Here is a 23794-nt window from a genome sequence, read left to right on the forward strand (position 1 = left end):
CGCCGCTCAGGCCGCGAGCGGCAGCAAACAATGCGAACCAGGCAGCGTCCGATTTACCGGGAGCGGCAAAAAAAACGGCCCCGAAGGGCCGTAAGTGGAACGTGTCATGCGGCGACAAGCTGCCGGGCCAGTGCGACCTCGACGGAATCACCGTCCTGGTTCAGGACATCGAGCCCGGATTCGGGCACGTCGCCCGAGGTGGACTGCGAGACCATGATCTTCTTGGCCATCAGCTCCAGGCAGGTCATCTGCGAGGAACCGGCGTAGCCGAGGTAGATCACACGCACGGGCTGCTTCTGCCCGATGCGCCAGGAGCGGCGTGCCGCCTGCTGGAGCGAGTACACGTTGTAGCCCGACTGCATGAACACGATCGTCGGGAACTCCAACAGGTCCAGCCCCGTCTTGACCAACTCGGGGTTGGTGATGAGCACGTCGATGCCACGGTCCAGTTGCTCGGCGATCCAGTCTTCGCGGCGGCTGGCATCCACGCTCGCGCGCAGCACCGCCACCTTGAAGCCTTCCTGCTCCAGCAACACCTTCAGGCGCGACGTGGTGTCGCGCGTGCCGGTATAGACCGTGTAGGCCAGGACCTTGCGGCCCTGCGCCTTCTCCTCTTTGCAGATGTCGATCAGCTCACGCTCCTTGGGGCTGATCTCGAACTCGTTGAACTGAGCCGGGACAAACGCCAAGGTGTTGCGCGTGCGCGGATGCACCACGGTCTCCGACCGGAAGCAGCAATCCGGCCAGGCCAGCAGCACGTTGAGGACCACACCCAGCAAGGTCGTATCGCGTCGCGCCAGAGCCTGTTTCAGCTCCGCGGTCAGCCGACCCGCCAGATCGCGGTAGGCCGCGGCTTGCGCCGTGTCCATCGCGACTTCACGGAACTCCTCGTCATACGGCGGCAGGACGTTGCCACCGATGTCCTTGAGCTTGAGAAAGATCGTGAACGGCAGGATGCAGCGCAGCACGCCCTTGGGGCCAAACCCCGGGGCCTTGACCGTGCGCACCGATACCTTGGTGCCCTTGGCCGTCTTGTGCGCCGTGCCGGTGCTCTCGGAGTAGATGTCCTTCAACACCCCGTGATCGCGCATGAACGCCATCGCAGCCGAGGTCATGCTGCCGCTCGTGGTCGGGCGGTAGCCGTCTTCGATCATCCGCCCCGGAAGGGCTCGGAACAGCAGGTGGAACAGGTCGTCCCCGTAGCCGCCCATCAACGTGCCGGTCAGCAGCAAGGTCTTGCGAGCCTTCGCCGCCAGCACGCCCATGGCCTGGCCCTGGGCACTGCCCCCGTTCTTGTACTCATGTGCCTCATCGGCGATGAGCAGGTCGAACGTGCCTTGCGGCAGGTAGCGTTTGATGAACTCGGACGGCTGATAGCCGCCCTCGCCAAAGCCGAACTCCATGTTGGCCATCGCACGTTCCATGCGCGTGGCCTGACGGTCGGAAAACACCAGCTCGCCGTTGCCATCCATGAGGTTGATGAACTCATGGATGTTGTCGCCGAGCATCGACGCCAGGAACCCGTCACCGAACTTTTGCATCAGCTTCTGCGCGGTGACCTCTCCGATGGTCGGTATGCGCTTTAAGGCTTTGAGCACGGCCGAGGACTGGTCGCTGCCGGACAGACTGCGCGGGCGGATCAGTGTCCACAGGGGCGCGGCGCAGTGGCCGCACTTCCTGCGGCACTCCTCGGCTTGGAGCGCGATCGGGTTGACCGGCTCGCCGTCGAGGTCGGTGATGACCGTGCCGCAGTCCGGGCAGGCCGCCACGTCGCCGTGGCGGGTGCGCCGCGTGGTGAAGACAGGCTTCCAGTGAAAGCCCATCCGCATCCTGACGCGCCCCAGGACGAAGAACTCCTGGCCCGTGGGCTGCACGCCCAACTGCTCGCGCAGCTTGATGAGCTTGACGAGCGTATCCGGCCCGTTGAGTACCCACACCTTGGCACCGGCCACCGTCTCCTGGATCTCGCGCCGCCACTTGTAAACCAGGTGGGGCGGCGACAGCACCAGAGTGCGGCGATAGCCTTCGGCGTTGAGCACGGCGGCCGTGGCAATGCCGACGGTCGTCTTGCCGCAGCCCATCTCGCCATTGACGATCGCAGCACGTTCGCCACGGTCGATCAGCAGCTCGGCGGCGGCGTGGACGACTTCGGCCTGGGCTGGGAACAGCTTGCGCTTGAGGCTGGCGACCACCAGTTGCCGGTGCGCCTGCGGTTGGCCGGTATAGACCGGCGGATTAGCGCTGTTGAGGGCGTCGAGTAGTTCGTCGCCGAACTCGCCGACAAAATCCTGAAGGCTCAGGGTCAGAGGGGAAGATTCCGCGTCGAGCAGTTCGCCCTGTACGGGCGCGGATTCAGCGGCAGTGGTTTCGAGATCGAGGGACATGGTGATGCTCCAAAGAAAAATGGGGCATGCACCCCCCCCAGCGGGGCAATGGCATGCCCCGTGGTGGGAAGAGAATCGACGCGTGGCTGAGGGTGGTTGAAGGTGCTGGCCTGGGCGGCCCGCAGGTGAACCGTGCTCAGTCTTCGGACGGAAGCACGATGACGGTTGCGCAGCGCTGCGAATCGGTGACGATGCGAATGGCGAGCCCCGGATGGATCACGTAGTGCGATTCCAGCGACGCGCCCGATTGAAGCGCGCTGCTGTTCGTCTGCCATTGCTGGATGTTGACGTCGCCCCAGTCGCCACGGGTGTGGCGCCTGAAGTACGGGATCGGGTCCAGGCGACCCGCGCGGACCAGGCGGTCTACACCTCTGCTGAAGATGAGCGCCCCGATGGGGAACGCCAGCCGCTGGCAGTAGGTTTCGATGCGATGCGATGCCATGGGCTCCTCCTTGATGAGTCATTGAGCCACGACACCCCTGCCGGAGTGAAGTGGCTCCGTCAGGTGGATGAGGATGACGATGTGGGGCCTCAGATCAGGTCCCGCTCTTCGGGAAGCTGGACCACCGTGGTCTGGTGGTCCTCGCTGGTCTTGACGATCAGCGCCAGGTCCGGCGTGATCCTGAACTGCGAGATCATTAGGTTGTCCTGTTGGATCGCCACGTCGTTGGCTTGGCGTGTGGCCTCATCGATCTCGCCCCAGTCCCCGCGCACATGGCGCTGGACATAGGCCAAGGGGTCGATCAGGCCTCGCCGGGCCAGCCAATGCACCTTCTCGCTCAACTTCAACGTACTCGGTGCGAACAACGGTTGCTTGTGCGGCGCAGGCCGCTTGAACGGATTGGGGATCATGGTGTTTCTCCTTCGAGTTGGTACAGCAGGACGGCAGCGCGTCCGGTGGATCAGCGAATGGTCAACACCTCGCCCCGTGTCGCGGAGCCAGGTGTCATGTCCCACGCGCGGATGACGGGAACGAACTTGTCGGTGAGGATGCGGGTCTCGGCGATGGAGCCGTCTTCGCGTTCGGTGAACTCCCGCTGGAGCGTCTTGTCCTTGTGGGTGTCACCTTTGACGACGAGCACGCGCCCGGTCTTGGAGCGCACAACCCCCGAGATCGCACCCGCGGCCAGAGCCAGGGCGAGATGCCAGCGGGACAAGGCCCGCGCCGGTGGACGCAGCGATTGCTGCGCAGCCCCCAGGTGCGTGTCCTGCGATGGCCACAAGCCTTGCAGCCTGCCAACCTCATCGGCGAACTGCTCGGGCTCCATCGTCACGCGGAAGAAATGCTCTGGCTCGGCCGGGCTGGCGGGGACGATGTACGGCAGGAACGGCCACTCGCTCGGCAGTTCCTCGGCTTCGACTTCGCCTTGCCCTACCTGCAACAGCAGATTGCGCACGGCCTTGACGCCATCGGGCACCTGCTCGCGCTGGCGCACCCGGCGTCCGAAGATCACCACCTGCTTGAACTGCGTCTCCACCGCTCGGTAGATGCGCAGGTCCGTGTAGTGGCGCGTCAGCCAGCCGACCAACTCCGCGTCGAGCACGTAGCCGGGGACGATGAAAACCAGCACGCCGCCGTATTGCAGCAGCGAGAGCGTGCGCTGGTAGAACAGCTTTTCAAGGCGGGCACGGCCCTGGCCCTGATAGCCGATGTTGCCGTTGACGTCCTTGGACAGGTCCCCATACGGCGGGTTGAGCCAGAGCAGCCCGAAGGACTGCTTGGAGACCATCGTGTCCATCAGGTCCGCGTGCAGGCAGTGATCGACCAGGCCGCGGGCATGGCGCGCCCGCTCCGCGTCGAACTCGACGGCGAACGCCTTTGCCTGCTCGCGCCCGAGGGCATGGGCGGCTTCGGCGATCGCCACGCCTTCGCCGGCGCAGGGATCGAGGATGCACATCGGCCCGTCGCTGGGCATCAGTGCGTTGAGCGCTCTTTCGAGCGTGGGTTCGTCGGTCGGGAAATATCCGTTCTTGACGAAATTGCGGGCGAGCCGCGGGAACATGAGGGCCATGGAAGTCTCCTGGTTGGCGGGGATGAAACACGGAAGTACGCCAAGGCGTGCCTCCGAGGGTGGGTCAAGCCGCTACCGCTTCCGGCGTCCAAATCTTGGCCGGATACGGATAGGCGGTGAGCGCGTCGCTGCGGATCAGGGAGCCGAGCGCCAGGGTCAGCGCCGGCACGTCGATGGCGAGCCGATGGCCTTCCAGCGGCCCGAGGGCGAACGGAAGGCGGGCCAGCATCTCGCGGGTTTGCAGCAGTTCCAGCACGGTCTCGCGCCAGTGATCGAGCAGCGGCAACGGGCAGGTGTCCCGCACCAGCATCCACAGGCGGTCAAGCCTGTGGGCGCTGTCGCGTGGCAGCAGTGCCAATGCGCTGGCGTTGGCCTTGTCGGGCTTGACGCAGCGCCGGTCGAACAGCCACACGTTGGACAGCGAGCCGAACAGCGTCCGCCGGTACGCGCGCGTGATGCGCTTTTCCAGGCGATCGACGTTGCCGATGAATACCGGGACGCTGCCGCCCTGGTCGGTGATGACGTGGAACTGGTCCAGTCCCTGCTCGTCGCGCCCGAGGGTCAGGCGAGCGAGGAACTGCTGGACGGCGGTGTCCCGCGCCCAGATGGACAGGAAGATCAGGTTGCCCTGGTCATCGCCGACGCAGGCGTCGGCCATCACGTCCGGGCATTCGTCGATGCGGTACAGCGTGGAAGAAGTGTTTGCGGGCATGGTGGTGTCCTCGGATGAACGGGAACAGCACCGCCCGCTGGGGCAAGTACTGCCCCAGGGGGTGGAAGAAAACCGCTCAGTCCGGCTCGAACTGCCGGGTGTGCGGGTTGAAGTGAAGCGGCTCGTCCGCCGAAGTGATCGGCGTGAAGCCTTCCAGGTAGATGTTGTTGAGGTACTGGTCGCGGTAGGTCAGTGCCTGCCGTGCCTGGTCCTCGGTGAGGCCGTTGTCGATGAAGTACGCCAGCATTTCCTCGTCGGAGGACACTTCGTCGTTGGACAAACTCCCTTCAACGAGTGCCAGCAACGAGGGCGGAAGCGTTGCCAGGATCGGGTCCATGTCGGTTCCTCCTGGCTCAGGCCATCGACGCCGCGGCGGATGCCGCGGATGCCGTGGGTGTGCGCCGCCGGGCGTGGTAGGCGCGAACGCCTGCACGCCAGTCGGCGGACTGCTCCGGTGCGAGGTCCAGATAGGACAGCGGGCACGTGTAGTAGTACGGGTGCATGGACTCGTCCAAGGACTTGTAGCCCCACTGGCCGCCGCTTCGTTCAAGCAGATCGCAGCGGATGTAGCGCAGGGACTGGCCCGGTGCGAGATCACGATGCACGCCTTCGACCTTGGCGGTCACTTCGGCGACGGACCACAGCACGTTGCCGCGCAGGGTGTGAGCGATGACCTTGACGCTGGCGCGCTCGGTCTCTTGCGGTGCGATCAGTTCCGCGATCAGTTCGGACCGCGATTGGTTTGAGAAATACCAGCCCATGAGAGGCCTCCTCGAAAAGTTGAGCTGAAGGCCTCCCCGTGGGGAAGAACCCCCAGCGGGTGATGGAATGCCGCATCTGCGGCGAAGGAACCTATGCGTCGCCCTCAATCCCAGTCGTCATCGTCTCGATCACAACCGGCCGGGCAGTAGCCGAACTCGATCCCGTGCGAGCAATAGCCATGCTCCGCATTCCAGTCCTGGGTTTCCTGCCGTTCGGCAGGTGTTGCGTAGTCCCATTCCTGGGCCGCGATTTCGAGAGCCTGAGCACGTTGCTCATCCGGCAAACGATTGGCCTGTGCGTCGATCGCCGAACTGAAGAGCGTCACGTAGTGGTCGTAGGACAAGCCGCAACCGCGCTGGGCGTGTGCGGCGGCCGCTTTGCAAAGGTCCCGCCACGCGGGTTCATCCAGCGTTGAACGCGGGGTATCGCAAGCGATGGTGGACATGATGGAGACCTCCAGAAAATGGCCAGGGCCTCCCCCGCATGGGAAAGGAACCCCGGCGGGTGGATGAAGAACACCGCGCATGCGGCGTCTGCGATCACGCAGGTTTTGGTTCGGCCTGGCGGCTCCACTCCTGCGTCTTGAAGTCCAGCGCGTAGCCCAGCTCGCCCAGGCGGGCGATCTGCGCGCGCAGGGTGCGGCGGTCGATGGTCGAATCCAGTTTCACGGACTCGCCCAGCGGCCACAGCAGGCCGAAGAGCGCGGCGTCACCGTCTTCGGTGCTGCCGGGGGCAGCGGCCGTAGCAGGCGGTGGCGCATCCACGCCGAAGGGCGTGGTATCGACCAGCGGGTCCGCGGACGCCTGCACGGGTGCGGGCTTGGCGGGCCTGGACGCTTTGGTGGGCTTGGCCGGCGTTGCCGCAGGCTGCGCCCCTTGCTCTTCATCGAGCGGATCGACGTCCTGGGTGGCGAAGCTGCGGGCTTCGTCGCGGCTGAGTTTGTCGATGCCGTTGAGCGTCATGCCGTCGAGGCTGGCACGGATCTCGAACCGCATGCCGCCGCCGACCGGATAGGACTTCGGGAAGATGTACCTGATGATGAATTCCCCGTCGTACTTGCCTTCGGGGTACTGCTCCAGCTCCGGGTCTTTGACCTCGAAAGTACCGAGGTGCGTCGCGAGGCGGCCAACCGTGAACGGGCCGTTCTTGCCGCGGATGGTACGCAGCGTGAGCTGGCCGGGGACGACGATGGGCGCAACAGATTTCTCGGAAGCCGATGGGGTTGCCATGATGGTTCTCCTGATGATGAATGACGGGCCGCCGACGGCACCCGGTGGATGAGAGGAAATGGCCTCGCCCGAGGTGGGCGAGGTCCGCGTGGCATCACGCCTTGAGCTGGCGCATGCCTTCGGCCAGCAGCCACAACGCCCGGTTCAGGCGCAGGTTCTGGTCGATGCCTTGCACCGGACGGGTGCGCTGATTGCGGCCGTTGGCCGTGCGTCCGTTCAGGCCCCCTTTGACTAGGTTCTCCTGGACGCGGTTGAAGACGGCCCACAGGTCGTTCTTGCGGTCGTCCCATCGCCGAGGGGCCAGCAGTTGGCTCTCGGTGACAGGCGTGGACTTGGCCGGATCGTCGTACTTGAGTGCGAGCGCAGAGTTCGCAAAGACCTCCGCTTCGCCCTCATCGAGGGTGATGGTGCGCATCGCATCGCGCGCGTTATGCACGCGCTCGAAACCTTCGAGGACTCCGTAGGCACCTTCGATCACCTGGCTGGCCACGTCGCCCTTGTGGGGAACGCGGATGTCTGCGGTGGTGTCACCGCAAACCAGGCCGTTGTGGCAGACGAACCGGAACATGCCGGCGAGCATCTGATAGCTGCTCGTGCCGTCATGGCTGTTGAGCAGGATGATCTCGTTCGCCTCGTCGCCGTTGATCTGGCTTGCATGGCGAAGTCGGATGAGGTGCTTCGTGTACTCGCGCCGGTCTTCGTTGCGCACGCGCGTCTGACACACCATGAAGGGCTCGAAGCCCTCCTGGCGCAGCTTGGTCAGCACGGTCGAGGTCGGTATGTAGGCATACCGATCGGACCGGCTCCCATGTGGAGCGTCGGCGAAGATCGACGGAACGACGGCACGAATGCGGTCGTCCGAGAGTGGGCGATCAGAGCGCAGGATCGGGGATTGCGGAGCAAAGCGGGATACCAGAGACATGGCTGATCTCCTTTGAGAAATTCGACAACCGCGTGGCCGTGAGACCACGCGGAACTCGGGGGATGAAATGCGCAAGCACGCGTCCTGGGGACGCGGCGTACGTGGGGAGGAAAAGCGACAAGGCCCCGTGAGAGGCCGTGCCGGATCAGAACGAAGCAGCCAATGCCGGCTCCTGCTCCTGGACTTGCGCCTCGGGCTCGCGCTCGGCGGGCTCGGTGGCCGTGTCGATGGCATCGTCGGCTTCGGACGCGGATGCGTCTTCGGCCGGCGGCGCCTCGGCTTGCGCCTGGCTCGTCGGATAGACCTGGGTGCCGTCGATCTTGATGAGACCGATGTGGACCAGCGTCGATTCCAGGCTGGCGGCCGGTTCCCCGGCGTGCTCACCCTTGGTGCGGATGTACGGATCGATCTTCATGTCGTTCAGACGGAAGGCGATCAGCACCTTGCGGTCACCCTCGACGGCCTGAACGCACCGGCGAACCAGGTGCTCGGCTTCCGGGGTGGCGACGATGGTGTCGAAGTACCGATACTCCGGTTCATCGACAGGCCCGGCCAGTGCCGCGACGGTGCAAGAGAGGAACGAGTCGCCAGCTTTTGGGGTGACGTCCTTCACACGATTGAGATAGCCGATGCCGCGGGTGATCAACTCGTGCTGCTCGATCGAAGCCAGTTCGGCCCGGTCGATCAGTTCGGCCTTGAGCAGTCGCGCCTTGAGGGACGCGGCGGCCTGACCCTTCTGCTCACCCTTGTCGCGGATGTACACATCGCCCCACAGGTCACCGAGGCGAAAGCGCACCAGCGGGCGCTGCTTGGGATCGTCAACGCCGATGTAGCGCTGAACGAGCTTCTTGGCCTCGGCACCCGAGACCTTGACGTCGAAGTAGCGGTAGCTGGGGTCCCGGGCGGGGCCGACCAGCGCGGCGATGGTGCATGCCAGGAAAGGCTGCGCACGGCGGCCGCCCCGGACGGGCACTTCACGGACACGCTGGATGTAGCCGATGCCCGAGGTGTGGAGGTCGAAATACGATTTCTCGTTGGACGTGGTGTTCATGGTGAATCTCCATTGGGATGAAGCGGAGACACACCGGCCCACGCATGCGGGGAAGGTGCGTGACCCCGCGGTGGGTTGATAAGGCGAAAGCATCCGCCACCAGAGGCTGGTGGCCGCTCGCGGAAGGATGCGGTGCGAGCTGGCTCGGTCACGCAGTGGGAACTGCGCCGCAACCTCGAAGACCGATGGTTGCCTGGCATGTCGCTGACGACGTCAGCAGGCATGGGGCCAGCATGGCGGGGCCTCGCGCGCGCGGCAGCAATCAATCGGCACCCGGGCGCTTCCCTTTGTCCGCGCCACCCGGCGCCTGTCACAGGCACTTGGCGCCGCGCAGGTGCTCGGGGGTATCGGCGCGCGGACGGCCGGGACGGCTCCAGGCGCCGCCACCGCGCGCGCCGATCAGCCGCCAGCCGGCGGCGCGCAGGCTGGCGCCACCTTCGTCGGGCATGGTGTAGGTGAGCAGGCGTATGTAGCCCAGCGCCCTTGCCGCCTGCCAGGCCGCGCCGTAGAGCTTGCTGCAGGCGCTGGGTGTGCCGTCGGTGCACAGCCGCGTGACTTCCAGCGTCCAGGTGCCGCGCGACCGGGCGGCCGACAATGGCCACGCCGTGGATCAGGTCGCTGTCGCTCAGCGTGACGGCCAGGGCGAACTTCGCGCCCTGGACCGGGCGGTGGTGGCGATGGTGCGACAGAACGAATGCATTGGCCGTGCGCAGCGACACCGGTAGGAGGTGCAGCCTCGGCGAGGTCGATGGCGTGTTCATGCGGTTGTCTCCGGTGGCATGCCGGCGTTGTGGCCGGCGGGGCGTGCCTCGGCGGCTGGAGACAAACGCGCACGCGCGGCGATGGCGGCGGTGCGAACAAAAGAAGGCCCCCGATGCGGGGGCTGCGAGGCGGTTGCCGCGTCAGGCGGGAGGCACCACTGCTAAGGACAGGTGCGTGGCGGTGGCGGAAAGCACGAGATCGTCCGCCGAGTGCTGGAGGCGCGTGAACAGGCCGTCCTTCGGGTCGAAATACTCCGCGAAGTCATCGCCGCCCAGCTCGCGGCCGGCGAGGTGCCACCAGTCATCGAACGGGTCGGTGTCCGGGTTGCATCCGACGGCGTAGGCGAGCAGTGCCTGGCGCCCATCCGGGCGACGCTCCCCACGCTCGGCGAGGAAGTACACGCCCTGATCCTTGACCAGGACAATGCGGCACTGATTGGGGACGTCTCAGAAAACGGAAAAAATCGTACGCTAAGCCGGTTGCAGCGGTCGTAGCGGCCTGAACTTGCCCGCGCCGATCTTGGCGCTGCTGCGCCAGAGGTAATCGCCGGTCAGGTTGATGTGCTCCCAGCCCAGCGGCGACAGGTACTGCAACAGGGCGTCATCGACAGTCTGGCCGTGACCGCGTAAGGCGTTTGAGGCCCGTTCCAGATAGACCGTGTTCCACAACACTATGGCCGCCGTCACCAGGTTGAGGCCGCTGGCCCGGTAGCGCTGCTGCTCGAAACTGCGGTCGCGGATTTCGCCCAGCCGGTTGAAGAACACGGCGCGGGCTAGCGCGTTGCGGGCTTCGCCCTTGTTCAGTCCGGCATGCACGCGGCGGCGCAGCTCGACGCTTTGCAGCCAGTCCAGGATGAACAGCGTTCGCTCGATGCGGCCCAGCTCGCGCAGCGCCACGGCCAGGCCGTTCTGGCGCGGGTAGCTGCCGAGTTTCCTGAGCATCAGCGAGGCCGTCACCGTGCCCTGCTTGATCGAGGTGGCCAGCCGCACCTTGGCGTTGATCGCCTTGCCGGACGCCTGGAACTGCTGCTGATGCTTGTGCTTGGCAGCGTTGAACAGCTTGCCCAGGATGCGGTCGTGCAGGTCGATGATTTCGTCGGTGACGGTGGCCATGCCCTCGATGGCGAGCGCACCAGGGTCGCGTAGCGGCGCTGTGCCTCGAACTTGGCCAGATCGGCGGGCGTCATCTGGCCGCCTTCGCGGGCGATCTTGAGCAGGCGGTTCTGGTGCACCGACCGCTCGATGCCGGAAGGCAGGTCGAGCGCCTGCCAGGCTTTGAGGCGCTCGATGTGTTCGAGTATGTGGCGCGAGTTCGGCTTGACGGGCGACTGGCGCAGCCAGGCCAGCCAGGTCGTCTTGCCGTTGTCGTGGCGCTTGAGCAGATCGTCGAGGCGGTGCCGGTGGGTGGCCGACAGGGGATCGGACAAGGCCGCGTAGATGCGGCGGTTGGCGCGGCTGTAGGCGTTCATCGAACACCTCCCTTTTCCTCATCCGGCGCAACAGGACAGTTGCTTCACGTCCTTGTTGAAGGTCTGCGCCGCGAGCTTCAGTCCCTCGACCATGGTCAGGTAGGGGAACAACTGGTCGGCCAGCTCCTGCACGGTCATCCGGTGGCGGATCGCCAGCGCGGCCGTCTGGATCAGTTCGCCCGCTTCCGGCGCGACCGCCTGTACGCCGATCAGCCGCCCTGAGCCAGCTTCCGCCACCAGCTTGATGAAGCCGCGCGTGTCGAAGTTGGCGAGCGCCCTCGGCACGTTGTCGAGCGTCAGCAGCCGGCTGTCGGTCTCGATGCCGTCGTGGTGCGCTTCCGCCTCGCTGTAGCCCACGGTCGCCACCTGCGGATCGGTGAACACCACCGCCGGCATCGCCGTCAGGTCCAGCGCCGCGTCGCCGCCGGTCATGTTGATCGCGGCGCGCGTGCCGGCCGCCGCCGCCACATAGACGAACTGCGGCTGGTCGGTGCAGTCGCCGGCAGCAAAGATGTGCGGTGCGCTCGTGCGCATGGCGCGGTCGATGACGATGGCTCCCTGCGCATTGACTTCGACGCCTGCCGCTTCAAGGTTCAGGCTGCGCGTGTTCGGCGCGCGACCGGTGGCGACCAGCAGCTTGTCGGCGCGCACTTCCCCCTGCCCGGTGGTGAGCACGAATTCCCCGCCCGCATAGGCAACGTGGCTCGCCTGGGTGTGGTCCAGCACCTCGATGCCCTCGGCGCGGAAGGCGTCTGTTACGGCTTCCCCGATGGCCGGGTCTTCTCGGAAGAACAGCGTGCTGCGCGCCAGGATCGTGACCTGGCTGCCCAGCCGGGCGAAGGCTTGCGCCAACTCGACCGCCACCACGGAGGAACCAATCACGGCCAGCCGCTCGGGGAGCGAGCTGCTTTCCAGCGCCTCGGTGGAGGTCCAGTGGGGTGTGTCCGCAAGGCCCGGGATTGGCGGAAGCGCCGGGCTCGCGCCGGTGGCAATCAGGCAGCGGTCGAAGTTCACCTCGTGCGTGCCGCCGTCAGCGGTCGCCACGGTCAGCGTGCGCGTGTCCCTGAACCGGGCCTCGCCGCGCAGCACGGTGATGGCCGGAGTGCTTGCCAGGATGCCTTCGTACTTGGCATGGCGCAGCTCCTCGACGCGGCCTTGTTGCTGGGCCAGCAGCCGCTCGCGCAGTACAGCGGGCGCTGCGGCCGGCAGGCCAGCATCGAACGGGCTTTCGCGGCGCAGGTGGACGATGTGCGCGGCGCGGATCATGATCTTGGACGGCACGCAGCCGACATTGACGCAGGTGCCGCCGATGGTGCCGCGCTCGATCAGCGTGACGCGGGCGCCTTGCTCCACGGCCTTCAAGGCAGCCGCCATCGCCGCGCCGCCGCTGCCTATCACAGCCACGTGCAGCGCTTGTTCACCGCCAACATGCTTCGTTTCGCCACCGAGCCAGCCCAGCGCCTTGTCTAGCAGGCCGGCAGGCTTGTTCGGCGTGTCGGTAAGCCGTGCGCGATAGCCGAGCGTGGCCACTGCGGCAACCAGCGGGGCCACGCTCACGCCTGCATCCGCCTCGATTTCGGCCTGCCGCTGCGGATAGGACACCGAGGCCGCGCGCACGCCGGGCACGTTCGTCAAAGCCTGCTGGACGTGCTCGGCGCACGACGTGCAGGTCATGCCTTCGATGTGGAGGGTGATCGCCTCGGCCATGATTACGCCCTCACTGCTTGACGCTGGACGGGTAACCCGCGTTTGCGGTGGCCTTGGTCAAGGCGTCGGCATTGGTCTTGGCCTCGTCGAAGGTGACGACGGCCTCCCGCTTCTCGAAGCTGACTTCGGCCTTCTCGACGCCGGCGACCTTGGACAGAGCCGTCTTGACCGTGATCGGGCACGCGGCGCAGGTCATGCCGGGCACCGACAGGGTGACGGTCTTGGTGGCAGCCCAGGCGGGCGCGCTTAGAGCGGCGGCCAGGGCGATGAGGGTGGTGAGGGTGGTGAGTTTCTTCATGGTGATCTCCTTTCAGTAGAACAGCGGCAGGACGTAGGGAAACGCGAGGGCAACCAGAACCAGGGCGGCCACGATCCAGAAGATCACCTTGTAGGCAGTCCGCACTTGGGGCACGGCGCAAACGTCGCCGGGCTTGCAGGCATGGGCTGGTCGGAAGATGCTGCGCCAGGCGAAGAACAGCGCGATGAGCGCTGCGCCGATGAAGATCGGCCGATACGGCTCCAGCACGGTCAGGTTGCCGATCCACGCGCCAGAGAAGCCGAGCGCGACCAGGACAAGGGGGCCGAGGCAGCAGGCCGAGGCGAGGACGGCCGCGACGCCGCCGGTCGCCAGTGCGCCGCAGCCGTTCTTGGGTTCCGACATAAGGTTCTCCTTCCGGGACTTCGCTTGATGCTGTAACGTTACTTCCGTAGTCAACTACGGAGTCAAGCGCCATGGAGAACGCTCAAGAGAATCTGACCATCGGGGCCTTCGCCAAGGCAGCCCGGGTCAACGTGGAGACGATCCGCTTCTATCAGCTCAAGGGCTTGCTACCCCAGCCGGAGCGGCCCTACGGTCGCATCCGCCGCTACGGGCAGGCGGACGTGGCGCGGGTGAAGTTCGTGAAGTCAGCCCAGCGCCTGGGATTCAGCCTGGATGAAGTCGGCCAGCTCCTGAAACTGGAGGACGGCACCCATTGCAGCGAGGCGGCCGAACTGGCTGCTCACCGGCTGGCCGATGTGCGCGCACGCATGGCGGACCTCACGCGGATGGAAGAGGCCCTGTCGACGCTAGTGAGAGAGTGCAACGCGCACCATGGCAATGTTTCCTGCCCGTTGATCGCAGCTTTGCATTGCTGCTAAAGGGCCCACTTCGGCTCTTAGCGTACGATTTTTTTCCGTTTTCTGAGACGACCCCTGATTGGCGATGGCTTCGGTCAGCACGGGGCGCAGGTCAGCGCCTTTGAATCGCAGTGACATGGATGAAATCTCCTGTGTGGAAGAATGAGAAAGGCCTCCATCCGATGGGATGAAGGGCCTGTAGTGCACGCGGCCGGAACGGCTGGAACGCCGTGGCGGATGCCTCGGGTCAGCCGCAGGACCGCCCGGTTTCGCTGCGGGGCGTCATGCCGGGACGGCCTGGCGCTTGCGGGCCGCTTTCGCGTCGAGGATGCTCACGTCGATCTGGCGCCAGCGCCCGTCGTCGATGAGCCTCTCCAGCACTTCGCCGAGCATGTCGAAATACACCTCGTCGTGCCGATCGACCAGTTCGACCGATTCACCGTTCTGACGGTGCAGTTCCACCACGTAGGTGTCTCCGCCGCGGTCGTAGAGGATCGTCACCCGGCCCTCGAACTTCGCGGTCGAGACCGTGAAGCTGATCGCCGGCGGGGTCTCGATGATCTTGGAGGGCGTGGGATCGACCCAGGTGAAGTCGCGGGCACCGGCATCCACCAGCATGTGGGTGATGCGCCGGAAGCGATCGGGGGCCGGCATCTCCTCCAACTGCTCGATGAGCTGGCCCAACTCCATGCACTGCGGCGTGGGAATGGGCAGCTTGGCCGGCGCCGAGCCGAGGATGTGCCTCGTGATGGTGTACGGCGTGCCGTCCGAAGTCTCCTCGGTGATGACCTCCGGCGTGTCCGCGCGCAGTCCGTCGAAGCGACGACGGGCATAGGGTTGGACATGCACCTTGGCGCCTTCGGCAGGAACCGTGGTCACCAGGCTGGGATCGAGCACCGCGAACTCGGAAGGCTTGAGCTTGACGACGATGGCATCGTCGGTCGCGGCGACCACCTTGCCGTCGAAGGGTTGGGGGTCGATGGCGAAGCCCAGCGTTGAGGACAGCGGCTGATCATCGAACACGCGGTACTTGAACGACCGCACGTTGCGGGGCACATGGCCTGCGACCAGCGAAGGCATCATGGATTTGATGAGGGAACGATCCATGGGGAAACTCCTTGAGGAAAAACAAGGGATTCCCCGCCCGCAAGGGAGAGGTCCCTTGTGGGTGGCGTGGATGGACGCGGTAGGTCCGTAGGAAGAAACGACCAGCACGGTTTCCCGCGCTTGCAGCCTCGAAGGTCTCGACTGCCTGGGCATGTGCCGGCAACGCCGACGAACATGGGGCAAGCATGGCCCTGGGGCGGTCTGCCTGCCCGCAGGAAACGGCACCGCACCACAACCGTTTTCCTGTGCTGCGGGCAAGAAAAAGCCCCTCGAAAGGGGCTGGAGGAATCAGGCTTGGTACACGAAGTAGTGCTCGCGCTGACGCGGAAAGAACACGTGTTTCCACGTGTCGCCGCTTGTGTTGCCACCGTCGAAGACGACCATTTCGTAGTCGTCCACGTCGGTGTCCACCAGGTCGGCGCTGGCGATATGGCGCATGTGCAGCGTGCCGCTCATGCGCTCGAATACCAGGATCTGGCCGATGGCATCTTCCTGGCTCATGGCGTTGACGCAGGCTCCGAGTTGGTGCTCGAAGTCGGATGCGGGTGTGATGAGGTCGGGGAACATGGGATCGCTCCTGTGAAAGTGCGCCGGCCCGGCTCTCTGGCGGGAGACCGGGCCGGCATGCGGTGAGGACAAGGAAGGCCGGGGATGTGTGTGGCAGCTATTCGCCGGCCAGCGATAGGCCCGGCAACACGGGTGCGTCGGCATCGAGGATGAGGATGCGCACGTCGGCCTGGCCGGCCAGTTCAAGGATCTGTGCCAGCTCGTCCGGCATGCCCTTGCTGCGGTGCTCCTGCCGAAGCTGCTCGGCGGCGATCCCCTCGACGTCCTGCAGGTGCTGGTCCGTCCAGGGCGTGGAGATCAGCTTGACGCCGATCGCCGGGCTGTAGGGAATCCGGAACGCGATGAACAAAAAGGCCTCCGGCGTCGCGAGGTCAGCCAGGTTGGCCAGGTACTGGCCGGTTTCGCGGCTGATGTGCGCGCTGCTGATTTCCCAGCACCGGCTGTAGTAGCCGGTCTCGAAGCTCAACCGCTGCACGACTTCCCGTGCGGCCTCGGCCGAATAGGTGTCGCCAATGTGGACGGGGCGGCCGTCGAAGTCGTCGCCGTGGATCGCGTACACCACGGCACCCACCATGCCTTCGCCGCTGCCCCCTTCAGCCGCGTCGCATTCGGCGATCAGTGCGGCGCCGACAGGTTCGGTGCCAGTCCTGACCACCGCGAAGTCGCTGGTGATGATGCAAGGAGAAGAAACCAGCGCCGCGTCGCAGAGGTGCTGCTGGCTCGGGTGGATGTTTCGCCAAACATGCGGGCTTCCGTCCTCGTAGCTGATGGACAGCGTGCGGACGATTTTCAGATTCCAGTAGCCGCGTAGAAAGGGATTGGGATTCTGGGACATGGGATTTCTCCAACAGAATAATGATGGAGCAAATCCCCGCCACCGGGAATTGACCCCGGTGGGTGGAAAGAAAGGAAACAGCGTCAGGTGACGCTGATCGTTGGCGTTTGGGCCAATCGCTCGGCGACGCGCCGGCGCAAATTCATGCGGAATGGCTCGTCGCTGACGCCCGCCAGCAGATTGATGGTCTCCAGCGCGATCAGGGCCGAAGCCTCTTCGATGTCGGCGGCCACAATGGTCTTGCGCAATTGGTCGCCGAGCTGGAGGGCCTGGGAGGAGGAGCTGATGAAGCGGACCTCGCGGCTCAGGTAGCAGCCGTTGCCGCCGAACTCGAACAGCCGCGGCTTGCTGCAGTACCAGCAGCCCTCGAACTGGATGGCGGTCAGGTGGTGCCCGTCATCGAACCGGGTGGCGATCAGAAACAATGCGTCGAGATCGGCGGTGTCCTCGAACGAATGACGGTCGATCAAGTTCCCCAGCTCTTCGTCCTCATCGGCACGGAAGTGCACGGCGAGCAGTTCGAGCAGCGGCGGGATCGACAGCCCTTCGTCGTCCGGCATCGGAATACCGAGTTGCGTGGCCAGGTCTTCCAGGCCATCGAGCACGTCCGGCCATTGCGGATTGGTGGTCTCGGCGATCTGGGCGATGTAGGCCTGCCCGTTGCCGGGGTGGCTCTCGTCCAGCGCGAAGGCGCCGAACAGCGCCTGGATGACGGGCGTCACACGGTCGAGCACGAGAACGCCGGTGGCTTCGTAGTAGTTGTTGGCCATGAAGGCTCCTTTCGATGAATGAACGGAGCCAGCCCTTGCGGACGATGGCATCCGCAGGGGAAACCGCCTGATGCCGGATGGCGCTGGGCGGGGAGAAAACGCGAGGGACATGGCCTCGAACGAGGCGCATGTCCCTCATGGGGTCCCGTGAACGCAGTGATGAAGGTGTGCCAGGGACCGGCTCACCAACCGCTGTAGTTCAGCAGCAGGTCGGCGATCACCTGGCGACGTTGCAGATCGAGACCATCGAAGTCCGACAGTCCTTGGAAGTGGCAGCGCTTGAGCATGGCACCGCCCTCGCGCGCGTTGTAGAAGCTGAACATGGCGGACAGGAACATGCGTTCCCCGCTGCTCAGGACGCCGAGTGCGTCGTTGGCACGCAGCATGTCGGGACGCAGATCCCACTTGCTCTTTGCCTGGTTCAGGCCTTCGCGCGTGCCGTCGCCAAACCATTGCGGGCCTGCGATCTCGACGCCGCGCTTCCAGACCTCGAAGAAGGCTTGGGGCGCGGCGGCGAAATGCTGCTCTTCCCGCATGATCTGATCGACGACTTCCTGGGGCAAAAGCTGGTTCATGACGTGGTTCCTCCAGTTGGATCAGGGTGTGGCGAGCTGGGACCAGCCGCCTCTTTCGAGGGCACGTTGAGCCGCGGCATAGCTGCGGAAGTACTGGCAGGATTCCCGCGAAACGGGACCTTCTGTATCGCGCGTGCCGATGTAGTGGCCGGCGGCGCTATGCAGGATTTCGAGCGGCAGGAACTTGCCGCAATGGATCAAGGCCAACTGGCCGAAAGAGGCTTGCTGGGACATGGACGGGCTCCTTGGAAAAAGCGGGGCCTCGTCCCTCACGGGATGGCAGCTCCCGCACGCGGTTGAGAAAAAAGCATCGGCGTCACGGGTGACGCGCGTCCGCAGACTCGATGCGATGGCGGACTGGCGGGTAGCGCGGAAAGAATCCGCGGCAGCCTGGAAACTCTGGCTGCTGGCATGGTGCTGACGAATCAGCGACACATGCGGGCAGCTTCATGCGCGAGGCGAGCCGCGTCAGCCGGAAATCGGCATTTGCAACAGCCCCGATTGGCGAACGCGGAAAAAAGAAAGCCCCGCAATAAGTGCGGGGCTGTCAGGAGGATGAGGCGAAACTGGGTCAGCGAGGCCTGTCGCCCAGTACATGCTGCTTCCACAGGGCGAATGCCTCGTCCGGTCCCAGCTCTGCGAGGATGACGATGGGCTGGCCCCGACGGGCACGCAGCGATGCGAAATACGCTGGCCGGTCGGCGATGGCGTTGAGCTTGATGCCCTTTAGGAACAGCAACTGGCGGGGGCGAACTTTGGTGGTAACGCAGGCATGATTGCGCTTGTTTGGGGCAAAAGGGCCAGCGAAGCGGGCGGACACGGCCAGAAAACCGCGACGAACTACTTGTACTTGCCAGGCGAGGCGAACGGGTGACATCAGCATATCGCTATGCGGTAAAGAAGACCGTCCTAAAGCTTGCAGGATCCCGGCATAGCTTCATCATCACCTCTCCGTGACGGCTCATTGGAACGAAAAAGGCCAGCATCGCCGTGATGGACTTTCATAATTGCCAGGTCAACTGGCTTGCGTGCTGTTTATTCACAGCAAGGCATTGCGACGTCGTTGCAGCAATCGCCGCCATCGCAACAGGGCGTTGCAGCAAAAGCGGCGGTGGGCGCTAGCATGAGGGCCAAGCCGCGGCCGCTCATGCTGGGGGCCGTTCTCTTCAGATTGGTGTCCTGCACCGTGTGCATTGCGAATTTCCGGATCGTCCCAATGTCACTGGGACTCCTTTGTGGCGGCCGGGTTCTCCACGCTCATGAACGACTGGGCCACCAGCGCGATCGCCCCGCCCACGATGGCCATGTCAGCGATGTTGAAGGCGGGCCAGTGCCAGCCGTGCAGGTGAAAGTCGATGTAGTCGATAACGTGCCCGCGCGTGGCGCGGTCGAACGCGTTGCCCAATGCGCCGCCCAGAATGAGGCTGTACGAAAGGCCTTCCGTTTTGCGCAGCGGCCGGGAGAGCAGCCATGCGAGCCATGCCGATATTGCGAACGCGATCGCCAGAAAAAACCACCGCTGCCAGCCGCCCGCGCCAGCAAGGAAGCTGAACGCCGCGCCGGGATTGAGAGCGTGAACTAGGTTGAAGAATGACGCCACCTCGTGCGACCAACCCAAGGGAGTTGTCGCGTCAATGTAGCTCTTAGCTGCCTGATCGCCGGCGAATATAACGATCGCGAGTGAGTACCACTGCGTCTTGCGAAGAGATGGTTCATCCATTGTTCATGCCGCCTTGAACTTCAGGAGGCGCAGCCCATTGACGACAACCAAAAGACTTGCCCCCATGTCAGCGAACACAGCCATCCACATGGTGGCATGCCCTGTGAACGTCAACGCAAGGAACACCGCCTTGATGCCAAGGGCCAGAACGATGTTCTGCGTGAGGATCGCCGCAGTGCTACGCGACAGCCGGATGAAGGCGGGGATCTTGCGCAGGTCGTCGTCCATCAGGGCGACGTCGGCTGTTTCGATCGCGGTGTCGGTGCCGGCCGCGCCCATGGCGAAGCCGATGTCGGCACGGGCGAGCGCGGGCGAATCGTTGATGCCGTCGCCCACCATGCCCACCTGGCCCTCGCCGCCGACCAGGCTTTCGATGGTCTTGAGCTTGTCTTCGGGCAGTTGGTCACCACGGGCTTCAGAGATTCCGACCTGGGCAGCGATGGCCGCGGCCGTGTGCTGGTTGTCCCCCGTCAGCATCAGCGTGCGCACACCCAGCGCCTGCAGGTCGGCCACCGCCTCACGGCTGGTTTCCTTCACGGTGTCGGCCACTGCAAAAATGCCGAGCACGGTCGCATCGTCCATCAGCAGGATCGCTGTCTTGCCTTGGCGCTCCAGGGTCTCCAGCCGAGCCTGGAGCGTCGCTTCGCTCAGGCCCAGCTCCTGGGCGAGCCTGTGGTTGCCCATGTGCAACATGCGCCCGGCGACGCGGCCGCGCACGCCGCGGCCAGGCAGCGCCGCGAAGTCGTCGACCTCGTGCAGCGCGATGCCGTCACGGTTCGCCTTGCGGGCGATGGCCTGAGACACAGGATGGTCCGAGCGTGCCGCGAGGCTTGCGGCCCAGGCGGCAACTTCCTGCGCCTCGCCGATCAGCGGCACGAAGTCGGTCTGCTCGGGCTTGCCATGTGTGAGTGTGCCGGTCTTGTCCAGGGCCAACGCCTTGAGCTTGCGCCCGCCCTCCAGGTAGACGCCACCCTTGATCAGGATGCCGCGTCGGGCGGCAGCGGCCAAGCCGCTGACGATGGTGACCGGCGTGGAGATGACCAGAGCGCAGGGGCAGGCGATCACCAGCAGTACCAGGGCCTTGTAGACCCAGTCAAACCATGCGCCGCCGAAGGCGAGCGGCGGCACGACGGCAACCAGCACGGACACCGCGAACACCGCCGGCGTGTAGACGCGGGCGAACTGGTCGACGAAGCGCTGCGTGGGCGCACGGCTGCCCTGCGCGGACTCCACGGCATGGATGATGCGCGCGAGCGTCGAGTCGCTGGCGCCTGCGGTCACCTTGTATTCGAAAGAGCCGGTCTCATTGATGGTTCCGGCGAAGACCTGGTCACCTTCGGCCTTCTCGACGGGCAGGCTCTCGCCGGTGATGGGCGCCTGGTTGATGGCCGATCGACCCGAGGTGATCAGGCCGTCCAGTGCGATGCGCTCGCCAGGACGCACGCGGACCACCGCGCCCTTTGCGACCTCCTTGGCCGGCAGCTCTGTCCATGAGCCATCGGCCTGCCGCACGGTCGCGGTCTCGGGCGCCAAGTCCATCAGCCCCCGAATGGCGTTGCGGGCGCGGTCCAGCGACTTCGCCTCGATCACTTCCGCCAACGCGAACAGGAACATGACCATGGCGGCCTCCGGCCAGTGGCCGATCGCCATGCCGCCGGTGACCGCGATGGCCATCAGGGCGTTCATGTTCAGGTTGAGGTTCTTCAGCGCGATCCAGCCCTTCTTGTAGGTGCTGAGGCCGCCGGTGAAGATCGAAACCAGTGCCAGCACGATCACGGCCCAATGATTGCCGTCGTTGACCCAGTACACGCCTTCGGCGGCCACCGCCGCAACGCCCGAAACCGCCATCGGCCACCAATTGGTCTTGTGCGCGGCCACCGGGGCATCGCGCGGCTCATCAGTCCTCTGGACCTCGGCTTCCATGCCCAGCGATTCGATGGCTTCGACTGCCGGCTTGATCGCGTCGGGTGTGTGCCGAACCGTGAGCGTGCGCTGCATCAGGTTGAAATCCATTCCCTGCACGCCCGGCATGCCTTGCAGCTTGCCGCGGATCAGACTTTCCTCGGTCGGACAGTCCATCTTCGCGATGCGAAGTACCGTGGTGGCTGTCTGCATGTCCTGCCGCGCAGCCTGCATTCCAATGGAAGCAAGCGCCTTCTCGATCGGCGCTGAGGTCGCCAGCGTGTGCTGGACTCCCAGCACACGCTGCATCAGATTGAAGTCGAGCGCGGTCACACCCGGCAGCTTGCCCAGCCGGTCGCGGATCAGCGCTTCTTCCGTCGGGCAATCCATGTTCTCGATCCGGTACGTCACCCGCTCGCCGATCGGCGGCGCGGAAACGGCAGCGGTTGGTTGCTGCTGCAGGGCCGAGGATGGGATCACAGCCGCGGCTTCGATCGGCCCCGTGTGGCCGAAGGTCTGCTCCTTGGCGCGCATGCCGATCGAGGCCAGGACCTGCTCCATCTGCGCGCGTGCCTGAGCGAGGTGTTTCACCGACAGGGTGCGCTCAGCGAGGTCGAAGTCGAGGTCCTGAATTCCCTCGACTGCCCCGAGGTGCGAGCGGATGAGTTTCTCCTCGCTCGGGCAGTCCATGTTCTCGATGCGGTAGGTGGTCGACACGGCGGCGTCTCGGACAGCCTGAGCCTTCATGCCCACCGAATTCAGCGCTTGCTCCAAGGCATCGGCCGAGACTTCGCGGTGCGAAATGGTCAACAAACGCTGCGGAAGATCGAACAGGAGCCGCTCGACACCGGGCATGCCCTCCAGCGTTCGCCGCACCAGTGCTTCCTCATTGCGGCAATCCATGTTGCTCACGTGGAAAACGGTGGTTTCAGTGCTGGCCTGCTCACTGGCGCACGCCGTCTGTTGGCCATTGCCGCCGGAGCAGGCGCATGGGCTGGAAGGTTCTTTGTTCATAGATCGCTCTTCATTGACAAGGTTTTCCCCGGATGCCATCATTAGAAAACCTCTAGTAGATATAGAGTCAAGTTTTTTATAGGAAGCAACCATGATGCGGATCGGTGAACTGGGCAAGAAGGCAGATTGCTTGGTGCAGACCGTGCGCTTTTACGAGTCAGAAGGCTTGCTGCCCGAGCCTGCACGTAGCGAGGGCAACTTCAGGCTCTATGACGAAGTCCATTTGCAGCGCTTGCTGTTCATCCGCCGCTGCCGGGCGAAGGACATGACGCTGGATGAGATCCGTCAACTGCTGAACTTACGGGATCGGCCAGAGTTGGGCTGCGGCGAGGTGAACGCGCTGGTCGACGCTCATATCGCGCAAGTGCGGACCAAGATGAAGGAATTGCGCGCCTTGGAGCGCGAGTTAATGGATCTGCGACGCTCCTGCGATAGCGCCCGAACCTCGCGCGAGTGCGGCATTCTCAACAGCTTGGCCGAGCCCGCCTGAAGCTCGAGCGTGTCATCGGTGCTGGAAGTGATCGGGTCCAGTTCTGAGAGCCACGTGCCGCGCTCCATCATGCGAAAGCGCGCGATTCTGACGTTTTGAGACGGCGTGCGACCGAGGGCGTGGCCCACAGGAGCCAGCGCGAGCCGGACGACCTGCGCGCCGCAATCTCCGCCACCTTACGGGTTCTCCAGGCCAGACCGAGCATCGCGGCGTGGCTGCGCAGGTGCAGGTGCAGGCCAAGGTAGCAGTGCGCCACGACGCGGCCCGACTCATGGGCACGCCACGCAACTCGCGATCGCTTCGCAAGAAGCCGCAAGGCCCGACTCGCGCAAGAATGCGACGTGGGCAAGATCGTATAGCCAGCAGCGCAAGCGTTTGCCGCTGCTGGCCGGCTCCGGAAGGGATAGACAAGCTGCGGGCCGTAGTCCATTGGAAAGTCCATCTTTCTTGAGTGTCACTCTTTGGCGCCCAGCGTGTGCTTTTGCGACCGGAAAGCGCTGAACAAGTGGCCCCCGGGCATCCAGAAATCGCCGTAGTTGACTTGGGCGTCTTCGTGCTCACGCTTGTGATGCCAGCGATGGGCTTCAGCCACCCCGATCAACAATCCCAACGGCCCGACCCGGTATCCCAGATTGGAGTGCTGGAAGGCCAGATGCACGACCAAGAAGCCGAGCCATGCGCCGACG

Annotated in this window: 28 protein-coding genes and 3 pseudogenes; 2 read left to right on the forward strand and 29 right to left on the reverse strand. The window is 64.8% G+C overall.

Annotated elements, in window-relative coordinates; all coding sequences use genetic code 11:
* Positions 1–104: 104 nt before the first annotated feature.
* The 18 genes and pseudogenes from HV798_RS21310 to merT all read right to left on the reverse strand — a co-directional run bounded on the left by HV798_RS21310 (position 105) and on the right by merT (position 13670).
* Positions 105–2384 (reverse strand): helicase-related protein, encoded by a 2280-nt coding sequence (locus HV798_RS21310; protein ID WP_004350563.1) that lies wholly within the window; start codon positions 2382–2384, stop codon positions 105–107.
* 136 nt (positions 2385–2520) lie between these two features.
* Positions 2521–2826 carry a hypothetical protein gene (locus HV798_RS21315; RefSeq protein ID WP_003116817.1) on the reverse strand — a complete coding sequence of 102 codons (306 nt, stop codon included), beginning with the start codon at positions 2824–2826 and terminating at the stop codon, positions 2521–2523.
* 89 nt (positions 2827–2915) lie between these two features.
* Positions 2916–3236, reverse strand: coding sequence for a hypothetical protein (locus tag HV798_RS21320; RefSeq protein WP_003116818.1), 321 nt, complete (start codon positions 3234–3236; stop codon positions 2916–2918).
* A 50-nt stretch (positions 3237–3286) separates the two neighbouring features.
* Positions 3287–4420, reverse strand: coding sequence for a DUF6094 domain-containing protein (locus tag HV798_RS21325; protein ID WP_223224654.1), 1134 nt, complete (start codon positions 4418–4420; stop codon positions 3287–3289).
* 40 nt (positions 4421–4460) lie between these two features.
* Positions 4461–5108 carry a hypothetical protein gene (locus HV798_RS21330; protein ID WP_003116820.1) on the reverse strand — a complete coding sequence of 216 codons (648 nt, stop codon included), beginning with the start codon at positions 5106–5108 and terminating at the stop codon, positions 4461–4463.
* A 76-nt stretch (positions 5109–5184) separates the two neighbouring features.
* Positions 5185–5445: a hypothetical protein gene (locus tag HV798_RS21335; protein WP_003090124.1), complete on the reverse strand. Its 261-nt coding sequence runs from the start codon at positions 5443–5445 to the stop codon at positions 5185–5187.
* A gap of 16 nt (positions 5446–5461) precedes the next feature.
* Positions 5462–5869, reverse strand: a complete 408-nt coding sequence (locus HV798_RS21340; protein ID WP_003116821.1) for a hypothetical protein — start codon at positions 5867–5869, stop codon at positions 5462–5464.
* A gap of 104 nt (positions 5870–5973) precedes the next feature.
* Positions 5974–6315 (reverse strand): hypothetical protein, encoded by a 342-nt coding sequence (locus HV798_RS21345; RefSeq protein ID WP_003116822.1) that lies wholly within the window; start codon positions 6313–6315, stop codon positions 5974–5976.
* A gap of 94 nt (positions 6316–6409) precedes the next feature.
* The gene (locus HV798_RS21350; protein ID WP_003116823.1) at positions 6410–7099 is read right to left on the reverse strand and encodes a DUF3275 family protein; all 690 of its coding nucleotides are present in this window, start codon (positions 7097–7099) and stop codon (positions 6410–6412) included.
* Positions 7100–7193: 94 nt separating this feature from the next.
* Complete coding sequence (locus HV798_RS21355; protein ID WP_003116824.1) at positions 7194–8021, reverse strand: DUF932 domain-containing protein; 828 nt, start codon at positions 8019–8021, stop codon at positions 7194–7196.
* 145 nt (positions 8022–8166) lie between these two features.
* On the reverse strand, positions 8167–9072 hold the full coding sequence (locus tag HV798_RS21360; RefSeq protein ID WP_003116825.1) for a DUF3577 domain-containing protein: 906 nt from the start codon (positions 9070–9072) through the stop codon (positions 8167–8169).
* 310 nt (positions 9073–9382) lie between these two features.
* Positions 9383–9833 (reverse strand): annotated as a pseudogene (locus HV798_RS31720) (XF1762 family protein).
* A gap of 141 nt (positions 9834–9974) precedes the next feature.
* A pseudogene (locus tag HV798_RS21370) lies at positions 9975–10271 on the reverse strand (DUF3085 domain-containing protein); the annotation flags it as partial.
* A 33-nt stretch (positions 10272–10304) separates the two neighbouring features.
* Positions 10305–10823, reverse strand: a pseudogene (locus HV798_RS31950) (Tn3 family transposase); the annotation flags it as partial.
* Positions 10787–11302: a Tn3 family transposase gene (locus HV798_RS31955; RefSeq protein WP_003098931.1), complete on the reverse strand. Its 516-nt coding sequence runs from the start codon at positions 11300–11302 to the stop codon at positions 10787–10789. The pseudogene HV798_RS31950 and the gene HV798_RS31955, both read right to left, overlap by 37 nt.
* Positions 11303–11320: 18 nt before the next feature.
* Entirely contained in the window at positions 11321–13009 is a 1689-nt protein-coding gene (merA, locus tag HV798_RS21380) for a mercury(II) reductase (RefSeq protein WP_003098932.1), read from the reverse strand.
* 10 nt (positions 13010–13019) lie between these two features.
* Entirely contained in the window at positions 13020–13307 is a 288-nt protein-coding gene (gene merP / locus HV798_RS21385) for a mercury resistance system periplasmic binding protein MerP (protein WP_003116826.1), read from the reverse strand.
* Between the two features lie 12 nt (positions 13308–13319).
* The gene (merT, locus tag HV798_RS21390) at positions 13320–13670 is read right to left on the reverse strand and encodes a mercuric ion transporter MerT (RefSeq protein ID WP_003116827.1); all 351 of its coding nucleotides are present in this window, start codon (positions 13668–13670) and stop codon (positions 13320–13322) included.
* Positions 13671–13741: 71 nt separating this feature from the next.
* Here merT and merR point away from each other — a divergent pair, with 71 nt between their 5' ends.
* Positions 13742–14149 (forward strand): mercury resistance transcriptional regulator MerR, encoded by a 408-nt coding sequence (gene merR, locus HV798_RS21395; protein ID WP_003098939.1) that lies wholly within the window; start codon positions 13742–13744, stop codon positions 14147–14149.
* Between the two features lie 261 nt (positions 14150–14410).
* Here merR and HV798_RS21405 read toward each other — a convergent pair whose 3' ends face one another.
* The 9 genes from HV798_RS21405 to HV798_RS21445 form a co-directional block, all read right to left on the reverse strand.
* Positions 14411–15235 (reverse strand): hypothetical protein, encoded by an 825-nt coding sequence (locus HV798_RS21405; protein ID WP_003098941.1) that lies wholly within the window; start codon positions 15233–15235, stop codon positions 14411–14413.
* A gap of 288 nt (positions 15236–15523) precedes the next feature.
* A complete protein-coding gene (locus tag HV798_RS21410) occupies positions 15524–15802 on the reverse strand; it encodes a hypothetical protein (protein ID WP_003116828.1) in 279 nt (92 codons plus the stop codon).
* A gap of 97 nt (positions 15803–15899) precedes the next feature.
* Positions 15900–16637 carry a DUF5983 family protein gene (locus HV798_RS21415; protein WP_003116829.1) on the reverse strand — a complete coding sequence of 246 codons (738 nt, stop codon included), beginning with the start codon at positions 16635–16637 and terminating at the stop codon, positions 15900–15902.
* 83 nt (positions 16638–16720) lie between these two features.
* On the reverse strand, positions 16721–17407 hold the full coding sequence (locus HV798_RS21420) for a hypothetical protein (RefSeq protein WP_003116830.1): 687 nt from the start codon (positions 17405–17407) through the stop codon (positions 16721–16723).
* Positions 17408–17589: 182 nt separating this feature from the next.
* Positions 17590–17982 carry a hypothetical protein gene (locus tag HV798_RS21425; RefSeq protein ID WP_003116832.1) on the reverse strand — a complete coding sequence of 131 codons (393 nt, stop codon included), beginning with the start codon at positions 17980–17982 and terminating at the stop codon, positions 17590–17592.
* Between the two features lie 21 nt (positions 17983–18003).
* A complete protein-coding gene (locus tag HV798_RS21430) occupies positions 18004–18216 on the reverse strand; it encodes a hypothetical protein (RefSeq protein WP_003116833.1) in 213 nt (70 codons plus the stop codon).
* A gap of 337 nt (positions 18217–18553) precedes the next feature.
* Positions 18554–18865: a hypothetical protein gene (locus HV798_RS31960; protein WP_003108988.1), complete on the reverse strand. Its 312-nt coding sequence runs from the start codon at positions 18863–18865 to the stop codon at positions 18554–18556.
* A gap of 336 nt (positions 18866–19201) precedes the next feature.
* Positions 19202–19702 carry a signal peptidase II gene (gene lspA, locus HV798_RS21440; RefSeq protein ID WP_003098955.1) on the reverse strand — a complete coding sequence of 167 codons (501 nt, stop codon included), beginning with the start codon at positions 19700–19702 and terminating at the stop codon, positions 19202–19204.
* 3 nt (positions 19703–19705) lie between these two features.
* Positions 19706–22618, reverse strand: a complete 2913-nt coding sequence (locus tag HV798_RS21445) for a heavy metal translocating P-type ATPase (protein ID WP_003098961.1) — start codon at positions 22616–22618, stop codon at positions 19706–19708.
* 91 nt (positions 22619–22709) lie between these two features.
* Between HV798_RS21445 and cadR the strand changes: the two genes are divergently transcribed.
* Entirely contained in the window at positions 22710–23108 is a 399-nt protein-coding gene (cadR, locus tag HV798_RS21450; protein WP_003098965.1) for a Cd(II)/Pb(II)-responsive transcriptional regulator, read from the forward strand.
* Between the two features lie 67 nt (positions 23109–23175).
* Here cadR and HV798_RS31725 read toward each other — a convergent pair whose 3' ends face one another.
* Both HV798_RS31725 and HV798_RS31730 read right to left on the reverse strand, forming a co-directional pair.
* Entirely contained in the window at positions 23176–23550 is a 375-nt protein-coding gene (locus HV798_RS31725) for a DUF3703 domain-containing protein (RefSeq protein ID WP_011516992.1), read from the reverse strand.
* 12 nt (positions 23551–23562) lie between these two features.
* Positions 23563–23772 (reverse strand): sterol desaturase family protein, encoded by a 210-nt coding sequence (locus HV798_RS31730; RefSeq protein ID WP_014747696.1) that lies wholly within the window; start codon positions 23770–23772, stop codon positions 23563–23565.
* Positions 23773–23794 lie beyond the last annotated feature (22 nt).

Origin of the sequence: Achromobacter deleyi (genome assembly GCF_902859705.1) — a bacterium.
GTDB lineage: Bacteria > Pseudomonadota > Gammaproteobacteria > Burkholderiales > Burkholderiaceae_B > Achromobacter > Achromobacter deleyi.

Coding starts and splice junctions, on each gene's coding strand:
- HV798_RS21310 (WP_004350563.1), bottom strand. CDS start 2,384: ATGTCCCTCGATCTCGAAACCACTGCCGCTGAATCCGCGCCCGTACAG.
- HV798_RS21315 (WP_003116817.1), bottom strand. CDS start 2,826: ATGGCATCGCATCGCATCGAAACCTACTGCCAGCGGCTGGCGTTCCCC.
- HV798_RS21320 (WP_003116818.1), bottom strand. CDS start 3,236: ATGATCCCCAATCCGTTCAAGCGGCCTGCGCCGCACAAGCAACCGTTG.
- HV798_RS21330 (WP_003116820.1), bottom strand. CDS start 5,108: ATGCCCGCAAACACTTCTTCCACGCTGTACCGCATCGACGAATGCCCG.
- HV798_RS21335 (WP_003090124.1), bottom strand. CDS start 5,445: ATGGACCCGATCCTGGCAACGCTTCCGCCCTCGTTGCTGGCACTCGTT.
- HV798_RS21340 (WP_003116821.1), bottom strand. CDS start 5,869: ATGGGCTGGTATTTCTCAAACCAATCGCGGTCCGAACTGATCGCGGAA.
- HV798_RS21345 (WP_003116822.1), bottom strand. CDS start 6,315: ATGTCCACCATCGCTTGCGATACCCCGCGTTCAACGCTGGATGAACCC.
- HV798_RS21350 (WP_003116823.1), bottom strand. CDS start 7,099: ATGGCAACCCCATCGGCTTCCGAGAAATCTGTTGCGCCCATCGTCGTC.
- HV798_RS21355 (WP_003116824.1), bottom strand. CDS start 8,021: ATGTCTCTGGTATCCCGCTTTGCTCCGCAATCCCCGATCCTGCGCTCT.
- HV798_RS21360 (WP_003116825.1), bottom strand. CDS start 9,072: ATGAACACCACGTCCAACGAGAAATCGTATTTCGACCTCCACACCTCG.
- HV798_RS31955 (WP_003098931.1), bottom strand. CDS start 11,302: ATGAACGCCTACAGCCGCGCCAACCGCCGCATCTACGCGGCCTTGTCC.
- merA (WP_003098932.1), bottom strand. CDS start 13,009: ATGGCCGAGGCGATCACCCTCCACATCGAAGGCATGACCTGCACGTCG.
- merP (WP_003116826.1), bottom strand. CDS start 13,307: ATGAAGAAACTCACCACCCTCACCACCCTCATCGCCCTGGCCGCCGCT.
- merT (WP_003116827.1), bottom strand. CDS start 13,670: ATGTCGGAACCCAAGAACGGCTGCGGCGCACTGGCGACCGGCGGCGTC.
- merR (WP_003098939.1), top strand. CDS start 13,742: ATGGAGAACGCTCAAGAGAATCTGACCATCGGGGCCTTCGCCAAGGCA.
- HV798_RS21405 (WP_003098941.1), bottom strand. CDS start 15,235: ATGGATCGTTCCCTCATCAAATCCATGATGCCTTCGCTGGTCGCAGGC.
- HV798_RS21410 (WP_003116828.1), bottom strand. CDS start 15,802: ATGTTCCCCGACCTCATCACACCCGCATCCGACTTCGAGCACCAACTC.
- HV798_RS21415 (WP_003116829.1), bottom strand. CDS start 16,637: ATGTCCCAGAATCCCAATCCCTTTCTACGCGGCTACTGGAATCTGAAA.
- HV798_RS21420 (WP_003116830.1), bottom strand. CDS start 17,407: ATGGCCAACAACTACTACGAAGCCACCGGCGTTCTCGTGCTCGACCGT.
- HV798_RS21425 (WP_003116832.1), bottom strand. CDS start 17,982: ATGAACCAGCTTTTGCCCCAGGAAGTCGTCGATCAGATCATGCGGGAA.
- HV798_RS21430 (WP_003116833.1), bottom strand. CDS start 18,216: ATGTCCCAGCAAGCCTCTTTCGGCCAGTTGGCCTTGATCCATTGCGGC.
- HV798_RS31960 (WP_003108988.1), bottom strand. CDS start 18,865: ATGCTGATGTCACCCGTTCGCCTCGCCTGGCAAGTACAAGTAGTTCGT.
- lspA (WP_003098955.1), bottom strand. CDS start 19,702: ATGGATGAACCATCTCTTCGCAAGACGCAGTGGTACTCACTCGCGATC.
- HV798_RS21445 (WP_003098961.1), bottom strand. CDS start 22,618: ATGAACAAAGAACCTTCCAGCCCATGCGCCTGCTCCGGCGGCAATGGC.
- cadR (WP_003098965.1), top strand. CDS start 22,710: ATGATGCGGATCGGTGAACTGGGCAAGAAGGCAGATTGCTTGGTGCAG.
- HV798_RS31725 (WP_011516992.1), bottom strand. CDS start 23,550: ATGGACTTTCCAATGGACTACGGCCCGCAGCTTGTCTATCCCTTCCGG.